The sequence below is a fragment of the Bacillus paramobilis genome, from assembly GCF_038096195.1.
Lineage (GTDB): Bacteria > Bacillota > Bacilli > Bacillales > Bacillaceae_G > Bacillus_A > Bacillus_A mobilis.
Genome location: NZ_CP151108.1, coordinates 4934083 through 4950365 on the forward strand (window position 1 = coordinate 4934083; position 16283 = coordinate 4950365).

The following is a 16283-nucleotide window of genomic DNA, read 5'->3' on the forward strand; positions in this document are numbered from 1 at the left end:
ACTTCCAATCCATCGATTCACTTCACTACCTTTATTATAAAGTGAATTTTCTGCGTTTTATATAGAGTCTGCTAGAATGTTTGCGATTTATTATTTAGCTTTTAAACATGCGCAGTATTTGCTTTCTCATAACAGACTTGCAATGATTCTTCAATGATTGTTAATCCTTCTTCAAGTTGCTCATCTGTAATAACTAATGGCATTAACACACGAATAACATTACCGTATGTCCCTGCTGATAGTAGAAGTAATCCGCGTTTGTTTGCTTCTGCGCACAAGTTAGCTGTTAACGTTTTATCAGGTGCTTTCGTCTTACGATCTTGAACGAGCTCGAATGCACACATCGCTCCTAAACCACGCACATCACCGATGCAATTATATTTATTTTTCATCTCTTCGAATCGGTTCATTACGACTTTTCCTAATTCTATCGCTCTATCATTTAAATTCTCTTTTTCTATTACATCAAGTACTGCTAATGCTGCTGCACATCCTAGTGGGCTTCCTGCATACGTTCCACCAAGCTCTCCCGGCGCAGACTCATTCATAATTTCCTTGCGCCCAATAACACCACTAATCGGTACACCAGCACCTAATGATTTAGATACCGTAATTAAATCTGGAACGACATCATAATGATCAATGGCAAAGTATTTTCCTGTACGACTAAATCCTGTTTGAATTTCATCCGCTACAAATAAGATGCCGTGTTCTGAACAAATATTGCGTACTTCTTGCACAAACTTCTTACTTGGAACGATAAATCCGCCTTCCCCTTGAACAGGTTCCATTACAACGGCTGCAATTGTTTCTGGTGCTACTTCTGATATGAAGAAATTCTTAAACTCTTCAATCATAAAGTCATCGTACTGCTCTTCCGTTAATCCTTCTGGACGGCGATATTCGTACGGAAACGGCGCTTTATATACTTCTGGAGCAAATGGGCCAAATCCAAATTTATATGGCTTTACTTTACTTGTCATCGTCATTGTCATTAATGTACGCCCATGGAACCCTTTAGAAAATGCGATAATACCAGGTCTTTTTGTATATTTACGAGCGATTTTCACCGCATTTTCAACCGCTTCTGCACCACTATTTAAAAATAGTACTTGCTTATCAAAACTTCCTGGCGCTAATGCCGCAAGTTTTTCTGCTAATTCAATATATGGCTCATACATCATGACATTAAATCCAGTATGAATGTATTGATCTACTTGTTTATGAAGCGCTTCTTTCACAGCTGGATGACAATGTCCTACGTTAATTGTTCCGATTGCTCCCGCGAAATCAATGTACTGATTGCCATCAACATCTGTTACAAGAGCACCATTTGCAGATTGTACAAACGTTGGGATGCCGTTACTTACTCCTTTTGGTACTATATTTTGGCGGCGTTCTAATAAAGACGCTGCTTTCGGTCCAGGAATTTTTTCATTTACTTTAGCAAATTTTTTTGTGTTCATTACGTACCCCATCCTTTTCTTTACATTGTTTTCTTTTTTCATTGCAAAATGTATGCCAACATTCTTTTCCAGCATTCATCCTACATACCTTCTATGTCGACATAAAAAATAAGTCTATAAAGACTCATCAAGAGTCCTTATAGACTTATTTTTCTTACACATTAGACTTTCCTTGTTCCCAAATGAACTCACCCGAATGAGAAATAAACTCCCCAACAGATTGTACTACTAAATCAGCAAGTGGTTCTAACGTTTGACGATCTCCTGTACCAGATAGTACTCCAATCGCATAGCAATCACCGCCATTTTTCGCTAAATGCAAATCAGTTGGAGTATCCCCAACGACGGCTACTTCACACGCCTTTAAATGAAACCTTTCACAAAACGACTCTACAATTCTTTTATCTGGTTTTTGTGCCGGAAACGTATCTGAAGCTACAACATAATCAAAATAAGACTCTAATTGATACTGTTTTAAAAATAATTCCGTCGGTGCGAAATCATCAGCTGTAACAACACCTAAAATAAATCCTTTATCCTTTAAACTTTGTAAAATTCTCGGTAAATCCGCCGTCATTCTCATATAGGAACGGTACTCGTACATAAGGGAAAATAATTTTTCACTTACCCACTCATGCATCTCTTCTTCCTTAGATGACGTAATATACTTACAAAGCCCTTTTGCAACATCAAGGCTTGTTCCTGCCGCTATTGCGCTACGAGGGTTCACAAATACCCCATCTACACCGATCTCTTTTAATAAAGTAGGCTGCATTGACTTTGGAAGTTGATATAAACTTATACATTCTGCCACCAGTTCTTCAGCTACTTTTATCCAAATTGAGTGAAAATCCATTAACGTCCCGTCTTTATCAAATAGTATTGCTTTTACCTTCTCCATAGCATCCTACCTCTCGTTTCTTATCTCCTCCAGTGTAGCAATAAAGTATGGATATAACATAAACGAATTGTAAAAATACCATAAAAATCAAACTAACTTCCAATTTACAATTCCTCTATATAATAAAAAGGATGCCTTTATAGGGCATCCTCTTGATGTTCAGGAACAAATAGTTCGAGACAATGATATATATTTTCGAATTCCATCGGTGCATCTCCACCGTATTCACCATCTAAATTAATCATTAGTTTATCTGGTGAATGCACTTTAATTCGATTTGCTTGTGTGTATAGCACTTTTGGATTGTTAATATGTTCACCACGCTGTGCTTGTGTTGCAGCTTTAATTAAGTCAGCGATAGAACCTTTTTTCAGTACTAATAAATCAAATAATCCATCGTTAATTGATGCATATGGTGCTACCTTTTCAAAGCCGCCCACTGAACGAGTATTCGTAATTAAAAACATCGTAATTTCTTCTTGTAGCAACTTTCCATCATACTCAATTTCAACATATGTTGGATGTAATGATGGTAACATTTCGATTCCTTTTAAATAGTAAGCAAGTTGGCCTAATACTGTCTTTAGCTTACTAGGTACTTCATATGTTAATTCTGTAATACGGCCGCCACCAGCGATATTAATGAAATATGTATCATTCGCTCTACCAAGATCTAACGGAACTGTTTTCCCTTCACAAATAATATCCGCAGCCTCTTCAATAGCACGAGGTACACCGATCGCACGTGCAAAATCATTTGTCGTTCCAACTGGAATAATTCCAAACTTCGGACGATGTTCATGTCCTACTAAACCGTTCACCACTTCATTTAATGTACCATCACCACCAGCTGCGATAACAACATCAAATTTACGATCCGCAGCTTGCCTCGCTGCCACAGTCGCATCTCCAGGACCAGTTGTCGCATGACAAGACGCTTCATATCCAGCTTGTTCTAATTTTTGTAATACTTCCGGTAAGCTCTTCTTAAATAGCTCACGCCCAGAAGTAGGATTATAAATAATTCTTGCTCGCTTCATCATTTATTAGCACAGGAAATTTCTTTATGTATCGAAAAAGAACATACCGAACTTCTATTCAGTATTCCCATGCCTACCTCCTCTCATCTTCCTATCCTTCTTTTATCTCGCTCAAACAGGCAGTAAGAACCCGATTCGTGTAGTCCATCAAAAGTAAATATTCATTTCAATGGTTTTGTTTTATTTGACAAAAAATTTATGTCCATCTATTTCCTCACAACAATTTACATATAACGAATAATGATTATCTATTATTTCATGAGATGAAAAAAACCTCTATGTCTAGATTTATCATTATTCCCACCTTTTTGCAACTATCATACCATAGTTGCTATACAAACATTTTTCCACTTTTGACAGTTAATCAAACGTTTGTTTAAACGATCTTCTCTCATTTAAACAAACGTTTGATTAACCTAGAAAAACACCCATGTACGGGTGTTTTTCTGCTTAATCTTTAAAAGTTATTACTATTATCGCTTATTAATCTCTTCAAGTAAGATTTTGTTAACAAGCGGTGGATTTGCTTGTCCTTTTGTAGCCTTCATAATTTGACCAACTAAGAAGCCAATTGCACGGTCTTTACCGTTTTTAAAGTCTTCGATAGATTGCTCATTATTATCAAGAATTTCTGTAACAACTTTACGAAGTGTACCCTCGTCAGAAATTTGAACAAGACCTTTCGCTTTAACGATTTCTTCTGGGTCTCCACCTTTTTCAATTAATTCGTTAAATACTTTCTTCGCGATTTTAGAAGAAATTGTACCTTTTTCAATTAATTGAACCATTTTAGATAAACCAGCAGGCGTTAATGCAACGTCTTTTAATTCTTTTTGTTGCTTGTTTAAGTATGCAAGCACTTCACCCATTAACCAGTTTGATGTTAATTTCGCATCAGCACCGTCTGCAACAGTTGCCTCAAAGAAATCAGACATTTCTTTCGTTAATGTTAATACGTGTGCATCATAAGCCGGTAAGCCAATTTCTGCAACGTAGCGAGCTTTACGTGCATCTGGAAGTTCTGGAATCGAAGCACGAATTTCTTCTTTCCACTCATCATCGATGTAAAGTTCAACTAAGTCTGGCTCTGGGAAGTAACGATAATCGTCAGATCCCTCTTTCACACGCATTAAGATTGTTTTCTTCGTTGCTTCATCATAACGACGTGTTTCTTGTTGGATGATACCACCAGATAACAATTCTTTCTCTTGACGCACTTGCTCGTGCTCAAGACCTTTTTGTACGTAAGTGAATGAGTTTAAGTTTTTCAGTTCCGCTTTTGTACCGAACTTCTCTTGTCCAACTGGACGAAGGGAAATGTTCGCATCACAACGCAAGGAACCTTCTTCCATCTTACAATCAGATACGCCAGTGTATTGAATGATTGATTTTAACTTCTCTAAGTATGCATATGCTTCTTCTGGCGTACGCATATCTGGCTCAGATACGATCTCGATTAAAGGCATACCTTGACGGTTGTAGTCTACTAATGAACCATCAGCTGTATGCGTTGATTTACCAGCATCTTCTTCTAAATGAAGACGTGTAATACCGATACGTTTCTTTTTACCGTCTACTTCAATTTCAATCCAACCATTTTCACCAATTGGCTTATCGAATTGAGAAATTTGGTAAGCTTTCGGATTATCTGGGTAGAAATAGTTTTTACGGTCGAACTTCGTTTCCGTTGCGATTTCACAGTTTAATGCCATTGCAGCTTTCATTGCAAAGTTAACTGCTTCTTTATTTAAAGTAGGAAGTACCCCTGGGTATCCTAAGTCAATTACACTTGTTTGTGTATTTGGCTCCGCTCCGAATTCTGTTGGACTCGCAGAGAAAATTTTCGAATTTGTTTTTAACTCAACGTGAACCTCTAAACCAATAATTGTTTCTAAATTCATCTATGCTCGCCTCCTTACAGACTTGCTTTTTTTGTATGATAGTCTGTTGCTTGCTCAAACGCATGTGCAACGCGGTAAATTGTCGCTTCATCGAAGTGTTTACCAATGATTTGTAGACCAAGTGGCATGTTGTTAGCACCGAATCCACATGGAACAGAAATAGCTGGAACACCCGCTAAGTTTACCGGGATTGTTAAAATGTCGTTTGCATACATTGTCATTGGATCATCAACTTTTTCGCCCACTTTAAATGCCGGAGTTGGCGTTGTTGGTCCAATAATAACATCGTAGTTAGCAAATACATTTTCAAAGTCGTTTTTAATTAATGTACGTACTTGTTGTGCTTTCTTGTAATATGCATCATAGTAACCAGAGCTAAGTGCAAATGTACCAAGCATAATACGACGTTTTACTTCATCACCGAAACCTTCGCTACGTGTGTTTTTGTAAAGATCTAATAAATTATTTACATTATCAGAACGAACACCGTAACGTACGCCATCAAAGCGTGAAAGGTTAGCAGATGCTTCAGAAGAAGATAATAAGTAATACGTTGCTAGAGCGTATTTAGAGTGTGGAAGAGATACTTCCTCCCAAGTTGCGCCCATACCTTCTAATACTTTTAAAGCAGCTAGTACTGACTCACGAGCTTCTTCGCCAACACCTTCTCCTAAGTATTCTTTCGGTACAGCAATACGTAAACCTTTAACGTCACCTGTTAAACCAGCTAAGTAGTTTCCTACTTCAACGTTTGCAGAAGTTGCATCCATACGGTCAATACCTGAAATAGCTTGTAATAAGTATGCATTATCTTCTACTGTACGTGTAATCGGTCCGATTTGGTCAAGTGAAGATGCGAATGCAACTAATCCGTAACGAGATACACGTCCGTAAGTTGGTTTTAAACCTACAACGCCGCAATATGCAGCTGGCTGACGGATAGAACCACCCGTATCAGAACCTAGAGAGAATAATACTTCCCCTGCTGCTACAGCTGCTGCAGAACCACCACTAGATCCGCCTGGAACGTAATCTAAGTTCCATGGATTTTTCGTAGCGTAGAAACCTGAGTTTTCATTTGAAGAACCCATTGCGAACTCGTCCATATTTAATTTACCGATTGTAACTGTGTCAGCAGCTTTTAGCTTTTGCACAACTGTTGCATCATAAATCGGATCAAAGTTTGCTAACATTTTGCTCGCACAAGTTGTACGAAGACCGTTAGTTACAATGTTATCTTTTACACCAATTGGCATACCGAATAATAAACCATTATCTTCAGCACCAATTTTTGCGTCTAATTCTTTCGCTTTCGCGCGTGCGTTTTCTTCATCTAATGTAAGAAAAGCTTTTACGTTATCTTCAACATCCGCAATACGTTTGTAAGATTCTTCTACTAAATCCGTAACGGAAATTTCTTTGTTGTTTAATTTCTTATGTAACTCTGATACGGAATGATCAAATAATGACATCGAAATTCCCCTCCTCTATTCTAATACTGCTGGAACACGGATTTGATTATCTTTGTGATCCGGTGCATTTTTTAATACTTCTTCAACTGGTAAACCTTTTTCTGGTACATCTTCACGCATAACATTTTTCATAGTTAATACATGAGTTGTTGGTTTTACATCTGTTGTATCTAATTCATTTAACTGTTCTGCAAATGTAACGATTGCATCCAGTTGTTTTTGAAATTTTTCTGCTTCTTGATCAGTAATTGCAAGACGTGCTAAATGTGCTACGTGCTTTACATTCTCAACGGAAATTCTTGACACGGCTAGGCCACCTCCATAATATATCGTTCAATCTACAATACTATTGATGATACCAAATTTTCAGTACTTCAAGCAAGTCAACACACGGCACTTACGGCATTTTTACATAAAAAAAGAAAGGCAAACGCCTTTCTTTACAATTTACTCTTTATCTAACGGTTTATTTTTCGGAAATCTCTCGTTATCTTCTTCATTATCACGAATTGTTTTTTGTAATACAAAACAAGACATCGTTAAAAATAATGTTCCAATTAAATAATATCCTTTTACACTAAGCGTTTCATCTAACGTATAAATTCCAATTAGCATACCTGAAAGCGCGCAAACAAATGAAGTCCATGCTAAAAACGTGAACGCTTGCGTATTACGTCTTCTCATCGTTCTCCCCCTCGTTAGCTGTACATCCATTATAGATAAGTATATTTATCATGATGGATTTTTATGTAAATTCTAGTTTTATATTTATAAATCTATCATAAAATAATACTATTTTAAAGTTAGTTTTCTGTCTAATCTGAAAAAACAGTTAAAAACATTGACATTTATTTCAATTCTACATAAAATAAAAACAAATATTACGAACCTCGAAATATACGGGAGTGGAATTAATTGTTGCAATACGAACATTTTTTAGACTTACTGCTAGATAACGCCAAGAAACTTTTCTATCCTGAGGAATGGGTAAGCCTAGATTTAACACTTTCTAAGACAGAAGTATTTTGTTTACTTTGGATGGAACGAAATACAGATATTACAATGACAAAAATAGCTGACCTTCTCGATATACCGATGAGTACAACGACAGGTGTTGTAAATCGCCTCGTAAAAAAGGGATATATTGAAAGGTACCGTGATGAAAACGACCGACGCATTGTATTAATTCGTTTAACAGAAGACGGTGTAATGCTCGTTCAAGAAGTAAAACAAAATGCAGCCCATTACTTTAACCTAGTGACAGAAGCATTATCAGAAGAAGAAAAAGCATTCTTACTACAAATATTCCAAAAGATTATGAATCACATTGCTACGTCACAGCAAAAAACTGAAGAAAAGGTTTCTACACCTAAAATGAAAAACATTCCGATTGAATAAAAACCCTATTAGGGTTTTTATTCAAAAAATTATTTCGTTACTCGTAATATTCGACATTCGAAACAAAGGGGATAGAATGATGAGAATTATTTTGTATACAGGTAAAGGCGGCGTAGGGAAAACTAGCATTTCAGCAGCAACAGCACTTCAAAGCGCAAAACAGGGATTAAAAACATTAGTAATGAGCACAGACCCAGCCCATAGTTTAGGAGATTCATTTGGTATAAAGTTATCTTCTGAGCCACTAGAAATTCGTAAAAATTTGTGGGCACAAGAAATTAATACAATTTATGAGATGGAAAAAGGCTGGGGAAAATTACAGAAATATATTACACTACTCTTCACTTCCAAAGCAGCTGATGATATTACAACAGAAGAATTAACAATGTTCCCTGGTATGGAAGATTTAATTAGCTTACTTCGCGTACTCGATTACTATAAACAAAACACTTACGACGTCATCATTATTGATTGTGCTCCAACAGGAGAGACATTAGCAATGCTCAGCTTTCCAGACATGCTCGGCTGGTGGATGGAAAAACTCTTTCCTATTAAAAGAAAAGTTTTAAAAGTTGTTCGTCCTGTAGCTCAACCACTTCTTGGTGTCCCCCTTCCAACCGATGATATTATGGACGAATTAACGAGTACACTTGAACAGCTTGGGGAAATGAGAGATATTTTATCAAACCGAGACGCAACAAGTATCCGCATCGTTGTAAATCCCGAAAAGATGGTCATTAAAGAGGCTCAGCGTAGCTTTACTTATTTAAACTTATATGATTATAACGTAGATGCGATTATGATCAACCGCGTCATCCCTAACACTGTCACCGATCCTTATTTTCAAGCATGGAAAGATACTCAAAAGAAATATAAAACATTAATTCAAAATAGTTTTGATCCACTTCCTATTTACGAAGCCCCTATGTTTGAACAAGAAGTTGTTGGTTTGTCTATGTTAGAGCGTGTAGGAGATGCTTTATTTAAATCAGATTCTTCTCCTACGGAAGTGAAATTTAACGGTCGCACTCAATATGTAAAAAAAGATGGTGATGAATATATTTTCGTTCTGTCCATTCCCTTCTCTAACAAAAGTGAACTTGCATTAAATCAAAAAGGTGATGAGCTTATCATTCGTGCTGGTTCCGTTAAGCGGAACATCACATTACCCAAAACTTTAACACACCTTTCTATTCAAGGAGCAAAATTCGAAGATGATGTACTAAACATTCGGTTTGGAGGTGTAGTGCATGCGTGAGGAACTACTAAGAAAGGTGATTCATGCAAAAATAAAAGTCGGTATGAATATATTAGAAGAATTACCTGCCCCAATTCAGCAATCAGCTAAGCAAATGTTAAATATTTTACAAGAGGAGCTAGCTGCTTATCCCCAAGAACAAGAGCATCATAAAGATACTTTAAAAAGTATCATAATTGAATGAGCATCTCTGGATAGAGGGCCTTTGTAGGCTTTCTATCTCCATATTGGAGTGATCTAAGTTGTTGAAAAAACATTCCACTATTATGCTTTGGATTATTCCCTTGTTATTTTTCATTCATAACCTAGAAGAATCTTTCCAAATGCCACAATATCTTGCTAATCAATTTTCAATTCATTTTATAACAAGCCAACAATTTTTCATTGCCATTTCCGCATTAACAATCTTTGTCTTACTTATCGTCTTTCTATATCAACTAAACTTCTTGTCTTCTATATACTGGGTTATTTTTATACAAGGGGCTATATTCTTCAACTCCGTTCAACATATTATTTTGTTTTTCATTTACCGTTCCTATAACCCTGGCGTAATATCGGCAGCTTTCATTATGATCTTTTCTATTTTCTTTTTTTCATTCGAAAAACACCTCATTCATAAAAAACAATTTATAATTACACTCATTTTCAGCTTATTTTCTTATCCTTTTATAATTTGGATTACTTTACTATTCGCTAGCTACTTTCATTCATAAAAAAAGACCAGGAAAGCTCCTGGTCCATCACTCTACTTAACAAACATTGGATTCTACATTATACAAAATTGGAAGGTACAGAATTAGGGTTTTGTTTGTTAAGTAGATTATATGTTGAACGAGCTAACAGCGGAGGGGTTCCTACTGTTAATCGTTAAACCCGATAATTATTTTACGATTTTTTCAAGCTCCTCAAGTGAAAGATCTACTGAAATGGAACCATCATTTGTTTCTTTCTTAATTGCATCTGTTACTTCTTTTGAATGATAGAGTTCAATTACTTTTTTCAGTGTTGGATCATCTTTATCTTTCGTACGAGCTGCGAAAATATTAATATATGGCTTCGCATTTTCATTCTTTGGATCTTCTAAGAAAATTGGATCCTTCGCTGGATCTAATCCAGCTTGACCAGCAACACCGTTATTAATAACTGAGGCTGCAACATCTTTTAATACACGAGGTGTTTGCTGTGCGATAACCGGTGTAATTTTTAACTTCTTCGGATTTTCAGCAATGCCGCTTGGATCTCCGAATAAGCCAAAGTCTTTCTTAAGCTTTAATAAACCTGCTGCATCAAGAAGTTTTAATGCACGAGCTTGGTTCGTTGGATCATTTGGAATCGCAATTTCTGAACCATCTGGGATTTCACTTGCTTTCTTATGTTTTTCAGAGTATAAGCCCATTGGCGCAATTTGCGTTGTACCGACAGCTGTAATATCTAACTTATGCTCTTTTTTAAATTGCTCTAAGAAAGCAACGTGCTGGAATGAGTTTAGTTCAATATCTCCATCAGCTAACGCTTTATTCGGCGTTGTATAATCAGAGAACTCAATCAGTTTAACTTTAATCCCTTCTTTTTCAGCTTTTCCCTTTACAATTTCCCAAGCGTTTCCATCCGTTCCAGTTACACCAATGCGGACTGTTTTCTCTTTTGCTCCTGCATCCGAGCAGCCGCTTAACACTGAAATCCCTACAATTGTTGATAATGCAAATGCTAAAATTTTCTTCATTTCTTTTTCCCCTCTTTCCTTTTATGATCTGCGTAAAAAGACTTTCGCAAAGTAGTTTCCTAAGTTTTGAGCTACCTGTACGAGAATAATAAGTAAAACGACCGTTACGAACATAACTGATGTATCAAAACGTTGATAACCATATGTCATTGCCAAGTCACCAAGACCGCCACCACCGACAAGCCCAGCAACTGCAGAAAATTCAATTAAACCAACTGTCATAAACGTAACACCTAAAATCAATGGCGCTAACGCTTCTGGCACAAGGATTTCAAAAACAATTCTAATTGGTGAAGCCCCCATCGCTTGAGCTGCTTCAATGACTCCCTTTGGAACTGAAACAAGATTTGTTTCAACCATTCTAGCAATACCAATTGATGCAACTAACGTCATCGGAAAGATTGCTGCTGCTGTTCCAATCGTCGTTCCGATAACACTTCTTGTTAGTGGGCTTAAAGCTACTAAGAAGATAATGAATGGAACCGGACGAATTGTGTTAATAATGATATTAAGAATAGAAAAGACCCATTTATTTTCTAAAAAGTTCCCTTTTCTCGTTACATATAACAGTAAACCTAGAGGTATACCAAGAATTGTAGCGAATATAAGGGTTACAATTACCATTAAGAGGGTATCCCCCGTCGCATCTACTATGCGGGGCCAAAATATACTCCAATCAACTCGCATGAGCTTCTACCTCCTTCAGCTGCACTTGCAGTCTTAGATGTTGTAATGCTTTTTGAATTTCTTTTTGCTCACCTTGCAGTTCTACAAGTAGATTTCCAAATAGCACATTTTGAAGTTCAATAATATTTCCGTAAAGCACGTTTACATCGACGTTATAGTTTTTTGCGATATATGATAGTACTGGTTGCCCTGTCTCCTCACCAGTAAATGTTAAGCGATAAATCTGTCCTCCGTTTTGAATTTTCGCTAGAACACTTTCTGGTAAATGATCATTAATAATAGAACGTACAAAGTTTTGAGTCGTCTTTGTTTTCGGTTGTGTGAAAACGTCAAACAGTTTTCCTTCTTCAATAACTTTCCCCTTCTCCATAACAGCTACACGATGACATACTTCTTTCACAACGTGCATTTCATGTGTAATAAGAAGAATTGTTACATTGTATTCTCGATTAACTTTCCTTAATAAGTTTAATATCTCTGTCGTTGTTTCTGGATCTAAAGCTGATGTTGCCTCATCACATATAAGAATATCCGGTGATGTTGCAAGTGCTCTTGCAATACCAACACGTTGTTTTTGACCACCCGATAGTTGCTCTGGATAATAGTCTGCTTTATCTTCTAATCCTACAAACTTCAGCAGTTCATTTACTCTTTCTTTTATCTCATTCTTTGGTACTTTCGCTAATTTTAATGGATAAGCAATATTTCCAAACACTGTTCTTGAATTAAATAAATTAAAACTTTGAAAAATCATCCCGATTCTTTGTCTTAGCTTCCGTAATTCTTTCGTCGATAACGATGTAATATCTTTATCATCTATTGAAATCGTTCCAGCTGTTGGTCTTTCTAGCATATTTACTAATCGTAACAATGTACTCTTTCCAGCACCACTAAAACCGATAATACCGAAAATTTCACCTTTCTTAACGGATAATGTTACGTCCTCCACCGCATGAACTGATTGCCCACCTGATTCATATACTTTACTTACATTGTTAAAAGAAATCATTTTTTCCCCTCCTATACGCTGTAAAACCTTGAAGTAGAGCTTTCGAGGTAAAATAAAAAGTGCTCTCCTTCTTATCAACCATAAAGATAAGAAGGAGAGCACTTATATGTACTCGTTCACATCTTCTCATCTTCCAAGCCTTTATAGGCTTGCTGGAGTTAGCACGGTATTAAAAAACCCGTTGCTGAGGTATCGTAGGGCCAGTCCCTCCACCTCTCTGGATAAGAATGTATCGATTTAATTGTCGTTTAATTAATTCTCATTATAGAACTCAGAATAATAAGAGTCAATACATTTTTTAGAAAAATATTAATTATTTCTCTATTAAAATTTTCAAATAAAAAATCACATACAATAGTAATTTTTAAAGTTATGTTAAATTCCCTTCCCTCATATTTTTTAAAAGGAGAATCCTCTCTATAAAGTGAAACTATAATCAGTGGGGGTTTTGTTCATCCCCCACTGATTATTAGTTGAACCAATCGGACATTTACGGACAGTTGATCTCCCACCTAACTTCTTTGCTCCAGCCGAATTTTGAGGTGGGAGTTTTACTGCCCGTTAATGTCGGATAAATTGAATACCATTATTTGAATATGAAATCGGAGGAAGATAAATATATGAAAACAGCTCTTTTACTCGTTGATATTCAAAATGATTATTTTCCACATGGAAAAATGGAATTGCGTAATCCAGTAGAAGCAAGCGAATATGCTAGTCAGTTACTACAATTCTTTAGAAAGAAAAACGAACCTATTTTTCATATCCAACATGTAGCAATTAAAGATGACGCTACTTTTTTCCTACCCAATACAGAAGGTGTACATATTCATGAAAGCGTACGCCCACTTAGAGAAGAAACCGTTATACTCAAACATTATCCAAATAGTTTTCGCGAAACCGATCTTCTAGAACGATTACAACGTTTAGATATTGAGCACGTCGTCATATGCGGGATGATGACCCATATGTGCATTGATGCTACCGTAAGGGCTGCTTTTGATTTCGGCTTTCCATGTACCGTTATACATGACGCTTGTGCTACAAAAGATCTTTCTTTTAAGAATGCTACGATACCAGCCGTTTATATTCATAACACAATTTTGGCTAGTTTAAATGGAGTATATGCAAATGTAATGAGTACAGAGGAGTTTTTGGCTACAAAAAAACACTCCCTTCAGTGAGCAAAACCGAAAAGAGTGTTTCTTGTCAAACCATAGATTTTCTTTCAAATTGTATTATACAGGAAATCCTTAAAATGAATACTAAAAAATATGACTAATAAGTCAACTTTTCTCGTTGTTTTGTTTCTATTTACATGTTTATCCCGATATTAATAGGGTTTAGCTAGTTCTAATTACCAAAAGGTAATATGTGGTAATTAGAACTGGTTTCTCCTATCAAAAACGTAACATATTATTTATCTGTTTGTTTTTGCTTCTTTTTCAAATACTCCGCACGCAAATTTTCAATTTGCTGCTTTTTATCAAATTTGGCAGGCGTCTGTTTTTCATGAAACTTTGCCACAGCTACCTGACTCTTGTAATCCAATTGATATTTTCCCACTTTGTTCACCTACTTTTCTTGTCCTTAAAGAGAATCTATTCAACAAATATAATATATCTTATTTACTGAAGTAAACCTTATTACCTTATTAGTTTTTCTAAGTATATCTATCTTAATCCACATATAGAAAGTTTTTCAAAAAAAAAAGAGATCTTCGCAGACTGCGAAGATCTCTCCTACTATTTCTTATAAAGTTTCAGAAGTAGTTTTTGCTTGCATGTGAAGTGCTAAGTAGTCAGGGCCACCAGCTTTAGAGTCTGTACCAGACATGTTAAAGCCACCGAATGGTTGGTAACCTACGATTGCACCAGTACATCCACGGTTAAAGTATAAGTTACCCACATGGAATTCTTCACGTGCTTTTTCAATATGGTCACGGTTATTAGTAACAACAGCACCTGTTAAACCGTATTCTGTATTGTTTGCAATTGCTAGTGCATGATCAAAGTCTTTTGCTTTACAGAATGCTACTACTGGTCCGAAGATTTCTTCTTTCATTAAGCGAGCATCTTCTGCAACGTCAGCAACGATTGTTGGTTGGATGAACCAGCCTTTAGAATCGTCTCCTTCGCCACCTGCTAAGATTCTACCTTCTTCTTTACCAATTGCAACATAGCTCATTACTTTATCGAATGCAGCTTGGTCATTAACAGGACCCATGTTTGTACCTAATACAGCTGGGTTAGCAACTGTTAATTCTTTCGTTAATTCAACAGCACGATTTAATACGTGATCGTATACATCTTCATGGATTACTGCACGAGAACATGCAGAACATTTTTGTCCTGAGAATCCGAATGCTGATGCAACGATAGATTTAGCTGCTAATTCAAGATCTGCTTCTTTATCAACAACAATTGTATCTTTACCACCCATTTCAGCGATAACGCGTTTTAACCAAATTTGGCCTGGGTTTACTTTCGCTGCACGCTCATAAATACGGATACCTACATCACGAGATCCAGTGAAGCTCACGAAACGTGTACGAGGGTGATCTACTAAGTAGTCACCAACTTCAGAACCATTACCTGGAACGAAGTTTACTACGCCAGCTGGTAAGCCAGCTTCTTCTAATACTTCCATGAATTTCGCTGCTACTACAGGAGTTGTACTAGCTGGTTTTAGTAATACTGTGTTACCAGAAACTAAAGCAGCTGTTGTCATACCTGCCATAATTGCGAATGGGAAGTTCCAAGGAGAAATGATAACACCTACTCCTAATGGAATGTAAGAGAAACGATTATATTCAATTGGACGGCTTTCTACTGGAATACCGTCTTTTAATTTTAACATTTGACGACCATAATATTCCATAAAGTCGATTGCTTCTGCTGTATCAGCATCTGCCTCATTCCATGGTTTACCTGCTTCTTTTACAAGAATAGCAGAGAATTCATGCTTTCTGCGACGAACGATTGCTGCAGCGCGGAATAAAATGTCTGCACGCATTTCTGGCTTTGATTTTCTCCAAGTTTGGAATGTTTCATCCGCTACTTGCATTGCTTTTTCAGCTAACTCACGGCTTGCTTTTGAAACGCGACCAACAAGTTCCTCTTTATTTGCAGGGTTTACAGAAACAATTTTGTCTTCTGTAGTGATTTTTTCTCCCCCAATAATTAATGGATAGTCTTGTCCAAGATAAGATTCTACTTTCTTTAAACCTTCTTCAAACGCTAATTTGTTAGCCTCCACTGAAAAATCTGTAAATGGCTCATGTTTGTATGCTACTACCATTTTTTTAGCCTCCCCTTAGAAAAACGTTTACATTTTACAACATTATTCTACACGATAATTTAGATTTATTCAAATATTCCTAGACTTATATTTTAAAAATTAATTAATTTTTAAAATATAATAAAAAA

Annotated in this window: 17 protein-coding genes and 1 riboswitch; of the genes, 5 read left to right on the forward strand and 12 right to left on the reverse strand. The window is 36.4% G+C overall.

Features of this window, described 5'->3' with window-relative positions; all coding sequences use genetic code 11:
• Positions 1 to 101 precede the first annotated feature (101 nt).
• From gabT to AABL52_RS25225, 7 genes are all read right to left on the reverse strand, one after another.
• A complete protein-coding gene (gene gabT / locus AABL52_RS25195; protein ID WP_033656286.1) occupies positions 102 to 1466 on the reverse strand; it encodes a 4-aminobutyrate--2-oxoglutarate transaminase in 1365 nt (454 codons plus the stop codon).
• A 154-nt stretch (positions 1467 to 1620) separates the two neighbouring features.
• Positions 1621 to 2367 (reverse strand): HAD family hydrolase, encoded by a 747-nt coding sequence (locus AABL52_RS25200; protein WP_341518669.1) that lies wholly within the window; start codon positions 2365 to 2367, stop codon positions 1621 to 1623.
• A 137-nt stretch (positions 2368 to 2504) separates the two neighbouring features.
• On the reverse strand, positions 2505 to 3410 hold the full coding sequence (locus tag AABL52_RS25205; RefSeq protein ID WP_000977668.1) for a diacylglycerol kinase: 906 nt from the start codon (positions 3408 to 3410) through the stop codon (positions 2505 to 2507).
• 470 nt (positions 3411 to 3880) lie between these two features.
• On the reverse strand, positions 3881 to 5308 hold the full coding sequence (gatB, locus tag AABL52_RS25210) for an Asp-tRNA(Asn)/Glu-tRNA(Gln) amidotransferase subunit GatB (protein ID WP_046958896.1): 1428 nt from the start codon (positions 5306 to 5308) through the stop codon (positions 3881 to 3883).
• A 14-nt stretch (positions 5309 to 5322) separates the two neighbouring features.
• Complete coding sequence (gatA, locus tag AABL52_RS25215) at positions 5323 to 6780, reverse strand: Asp-tRNA(Asn)/Glu-tRNA(Gln) amidotransferase subunit GatA (protein ID WP_000051449.1); 1458 nt, start codon at positions 6778 to 6780, stop codon at positions 5323 to 5325.
• Positions 6781 to 6795: 15 nt separating this feature from the next.
• Positions 6796 to 7086 carry an Asp-tRNA(Asn)/Glu-tRNA(Gln) amidotransferase subunit GatC gene (gene gatC, locus AABL52_RS25220; RefSeq protein ID WP_000086999.1) on the reverse strand — a complete coding sequence of 97 codons (291 nt, stop codon included), beginning with the start codon at positions 7084 to 7086 and terminating at the stop codon, positions 6796 to 6798.
• Between the two features lie 141 nt (positions 7087 to 7227).
• Entirely contained in the window at positions 7228 to 7464 is a 237-nt protein-coding gene (locus AABL52_RS25225; protein ID WP_001254393.1) for a YiaA/YiaB family inner membrane protein, read from the reverse strand.
• 231 nt (positions 7465 to 7695) lie between these two features.
• Between AABL52_RS25225 and AABL52_RS25230 the strand changes: the two genes are divergently transcribed.
• The 4 genes from AABL52_RS25230 to AABL52_RS25245 all read left to right on the forward strand — a co-directional run bounded on the left by AABL52_RS25230 (position 7696) and on the right by AABL52_RS25245 (position 10149).
• The gene (locus tag AABL52_RS25230) at positions 7696 to 8178 is read left to right on the forward strand and encodes a MarR family winged helix-turn-helix transcriptional regulator (RefSeq protein ID WP_000942464.1); all 483 of its coding nucleotides are present in this window, start codon (positions 7696 to 7698) and stop codon (positions 8176 to 8178) included.
• A 76-nt stretch (positions 8179 to 8254) separates the two neighbouring features.
• Entirely contained in the window at positions 8255 to 9436 is a 1182-nt protein-coding gene (locus AABL52_RS25235; protein WP_098258340.1) for an ArsA family ATPase, read from the forward strand.
• Complete coding sequence (locus AABL52_RS25240) at positions 9429 to 9620, forward strand: DUF3926 domain-containing protein (protein WP_001206439.1); 192 nt, start codon at positions 9429 to 9431, stop codon at positions 9618 to 9620. The genes AABL52_RS25235 and AABL52_RS25240 overlap by 8 nt, the downstream gene beginning before the upstream one ends.
• A gap of 58 nt (positions 9621 to 9678) precedes the next feature.
• Entirely contained in the window at positions 9679 to 10149 is a 471-nt protein-coding gene (locus AABL52_RS25245) for an HXXEE domain-containing protein (RefSeq protein ID WP_097844157.1), read from the forward strand.
• 167 nt (positions 10150 to 10316) lie between these two features.
• Here AABL52_RS25245 and AABL52_RS25250 read toward each other — a convergent pair whose 3' ends face one another.
• From AABL52_RS25250 to AABL52_RS25260, 3 genes are read right to left on the reverse strand one after another with little or no spacing between them, the layout of a single operon-like run.
• Positions 10317 to 11159: a MetQ/NlpA family ABC transporter substrate-binding protein gene (locus AABL52_RS25250; protein WP_341518670.1), complete on the reverse strand. Its 843-nt coding sequence runs from the start codon at positions 11157 to 11159 to the stop codon at positions 10317 to 10319.
• Positions 11160 to 11180: 21 nt separating this feature from the next.
• Positions 11181 to 11846 (reverse strand): methionine ABC transporter permease, encoded by a 666-nt coding sequence (locus AABL52_RS25255; RefSeq protein WP_001261881.1) that lies wholly within the window; start codon positions 11844 to 11846, stop codon positions 11181 to 11183.
• A complete protein-coding gene (locus AABL52_RS25260) occupies positions 11836 to 12855 on the reverse strand; it encodes a methionine ABC transporter ATP-binding protein (protein WP_000622990.1) in 1020 nt (339 codons plus the stop codon). Before AABL52_RS25260 ends, AABL52_RS25255 begins: the two co-directional genes overlap by 11 nt.
• Positions 12856 to 12978: 123 nt before the next feature.
• Positions 12979 to 13083: riboswitch (SAM riboswitch) on the reverse strand.
• A gap of 392 nt (positions 13084 to 13475) precedes the next feature.
• Between AABL52_RS25260 and AABL52_RS25265 the strand changes: the two genes are divergently transcribed.
• A complete protein-coding gene (locus AABL52_RS25265) occupies positions 13476 to 14039 on the forward strand; it encodes a cysteine hydrolase family protein (protein WP_097844158.1) in 564 nt (187 codons plus the stop codon).
• Positions 14040 to 14271: 232 nt separating this feature from the next.
• On the opposite strand, the gene AABL52_RS25270 is transcribed toward AABL52_RS25265, so the two are convergent.
• Positions 14272 to 14421, reverse strand: a complete 150-nt coding sequence (locus AABL52_RS25270) for a hypothetical protein (RefSeq protein WP_000521652.1) — start codon at positions 14419 to 14421, stop codon at positions 14272 to 14274.
• A gap of 186 nt (positions 14422 to 14607) precedes the next feature.
• Positions 14608 to 16155 carry an L-glutamate gamma-semialdehyde dehydrogenase gene (gene pruA / locus AABL52_RS25275; RefSeq protein WP_000259556.1) on the reverse strand — a complete coding sequence of 516 codons (1548 nt, stop codon included), beginning with the start codon at positions 16153 to 16155 and terminating at the stop codon, positions 14608 to 14610.
• Positions 16156 to 16283: the final 128 nt, after the last annotated feature.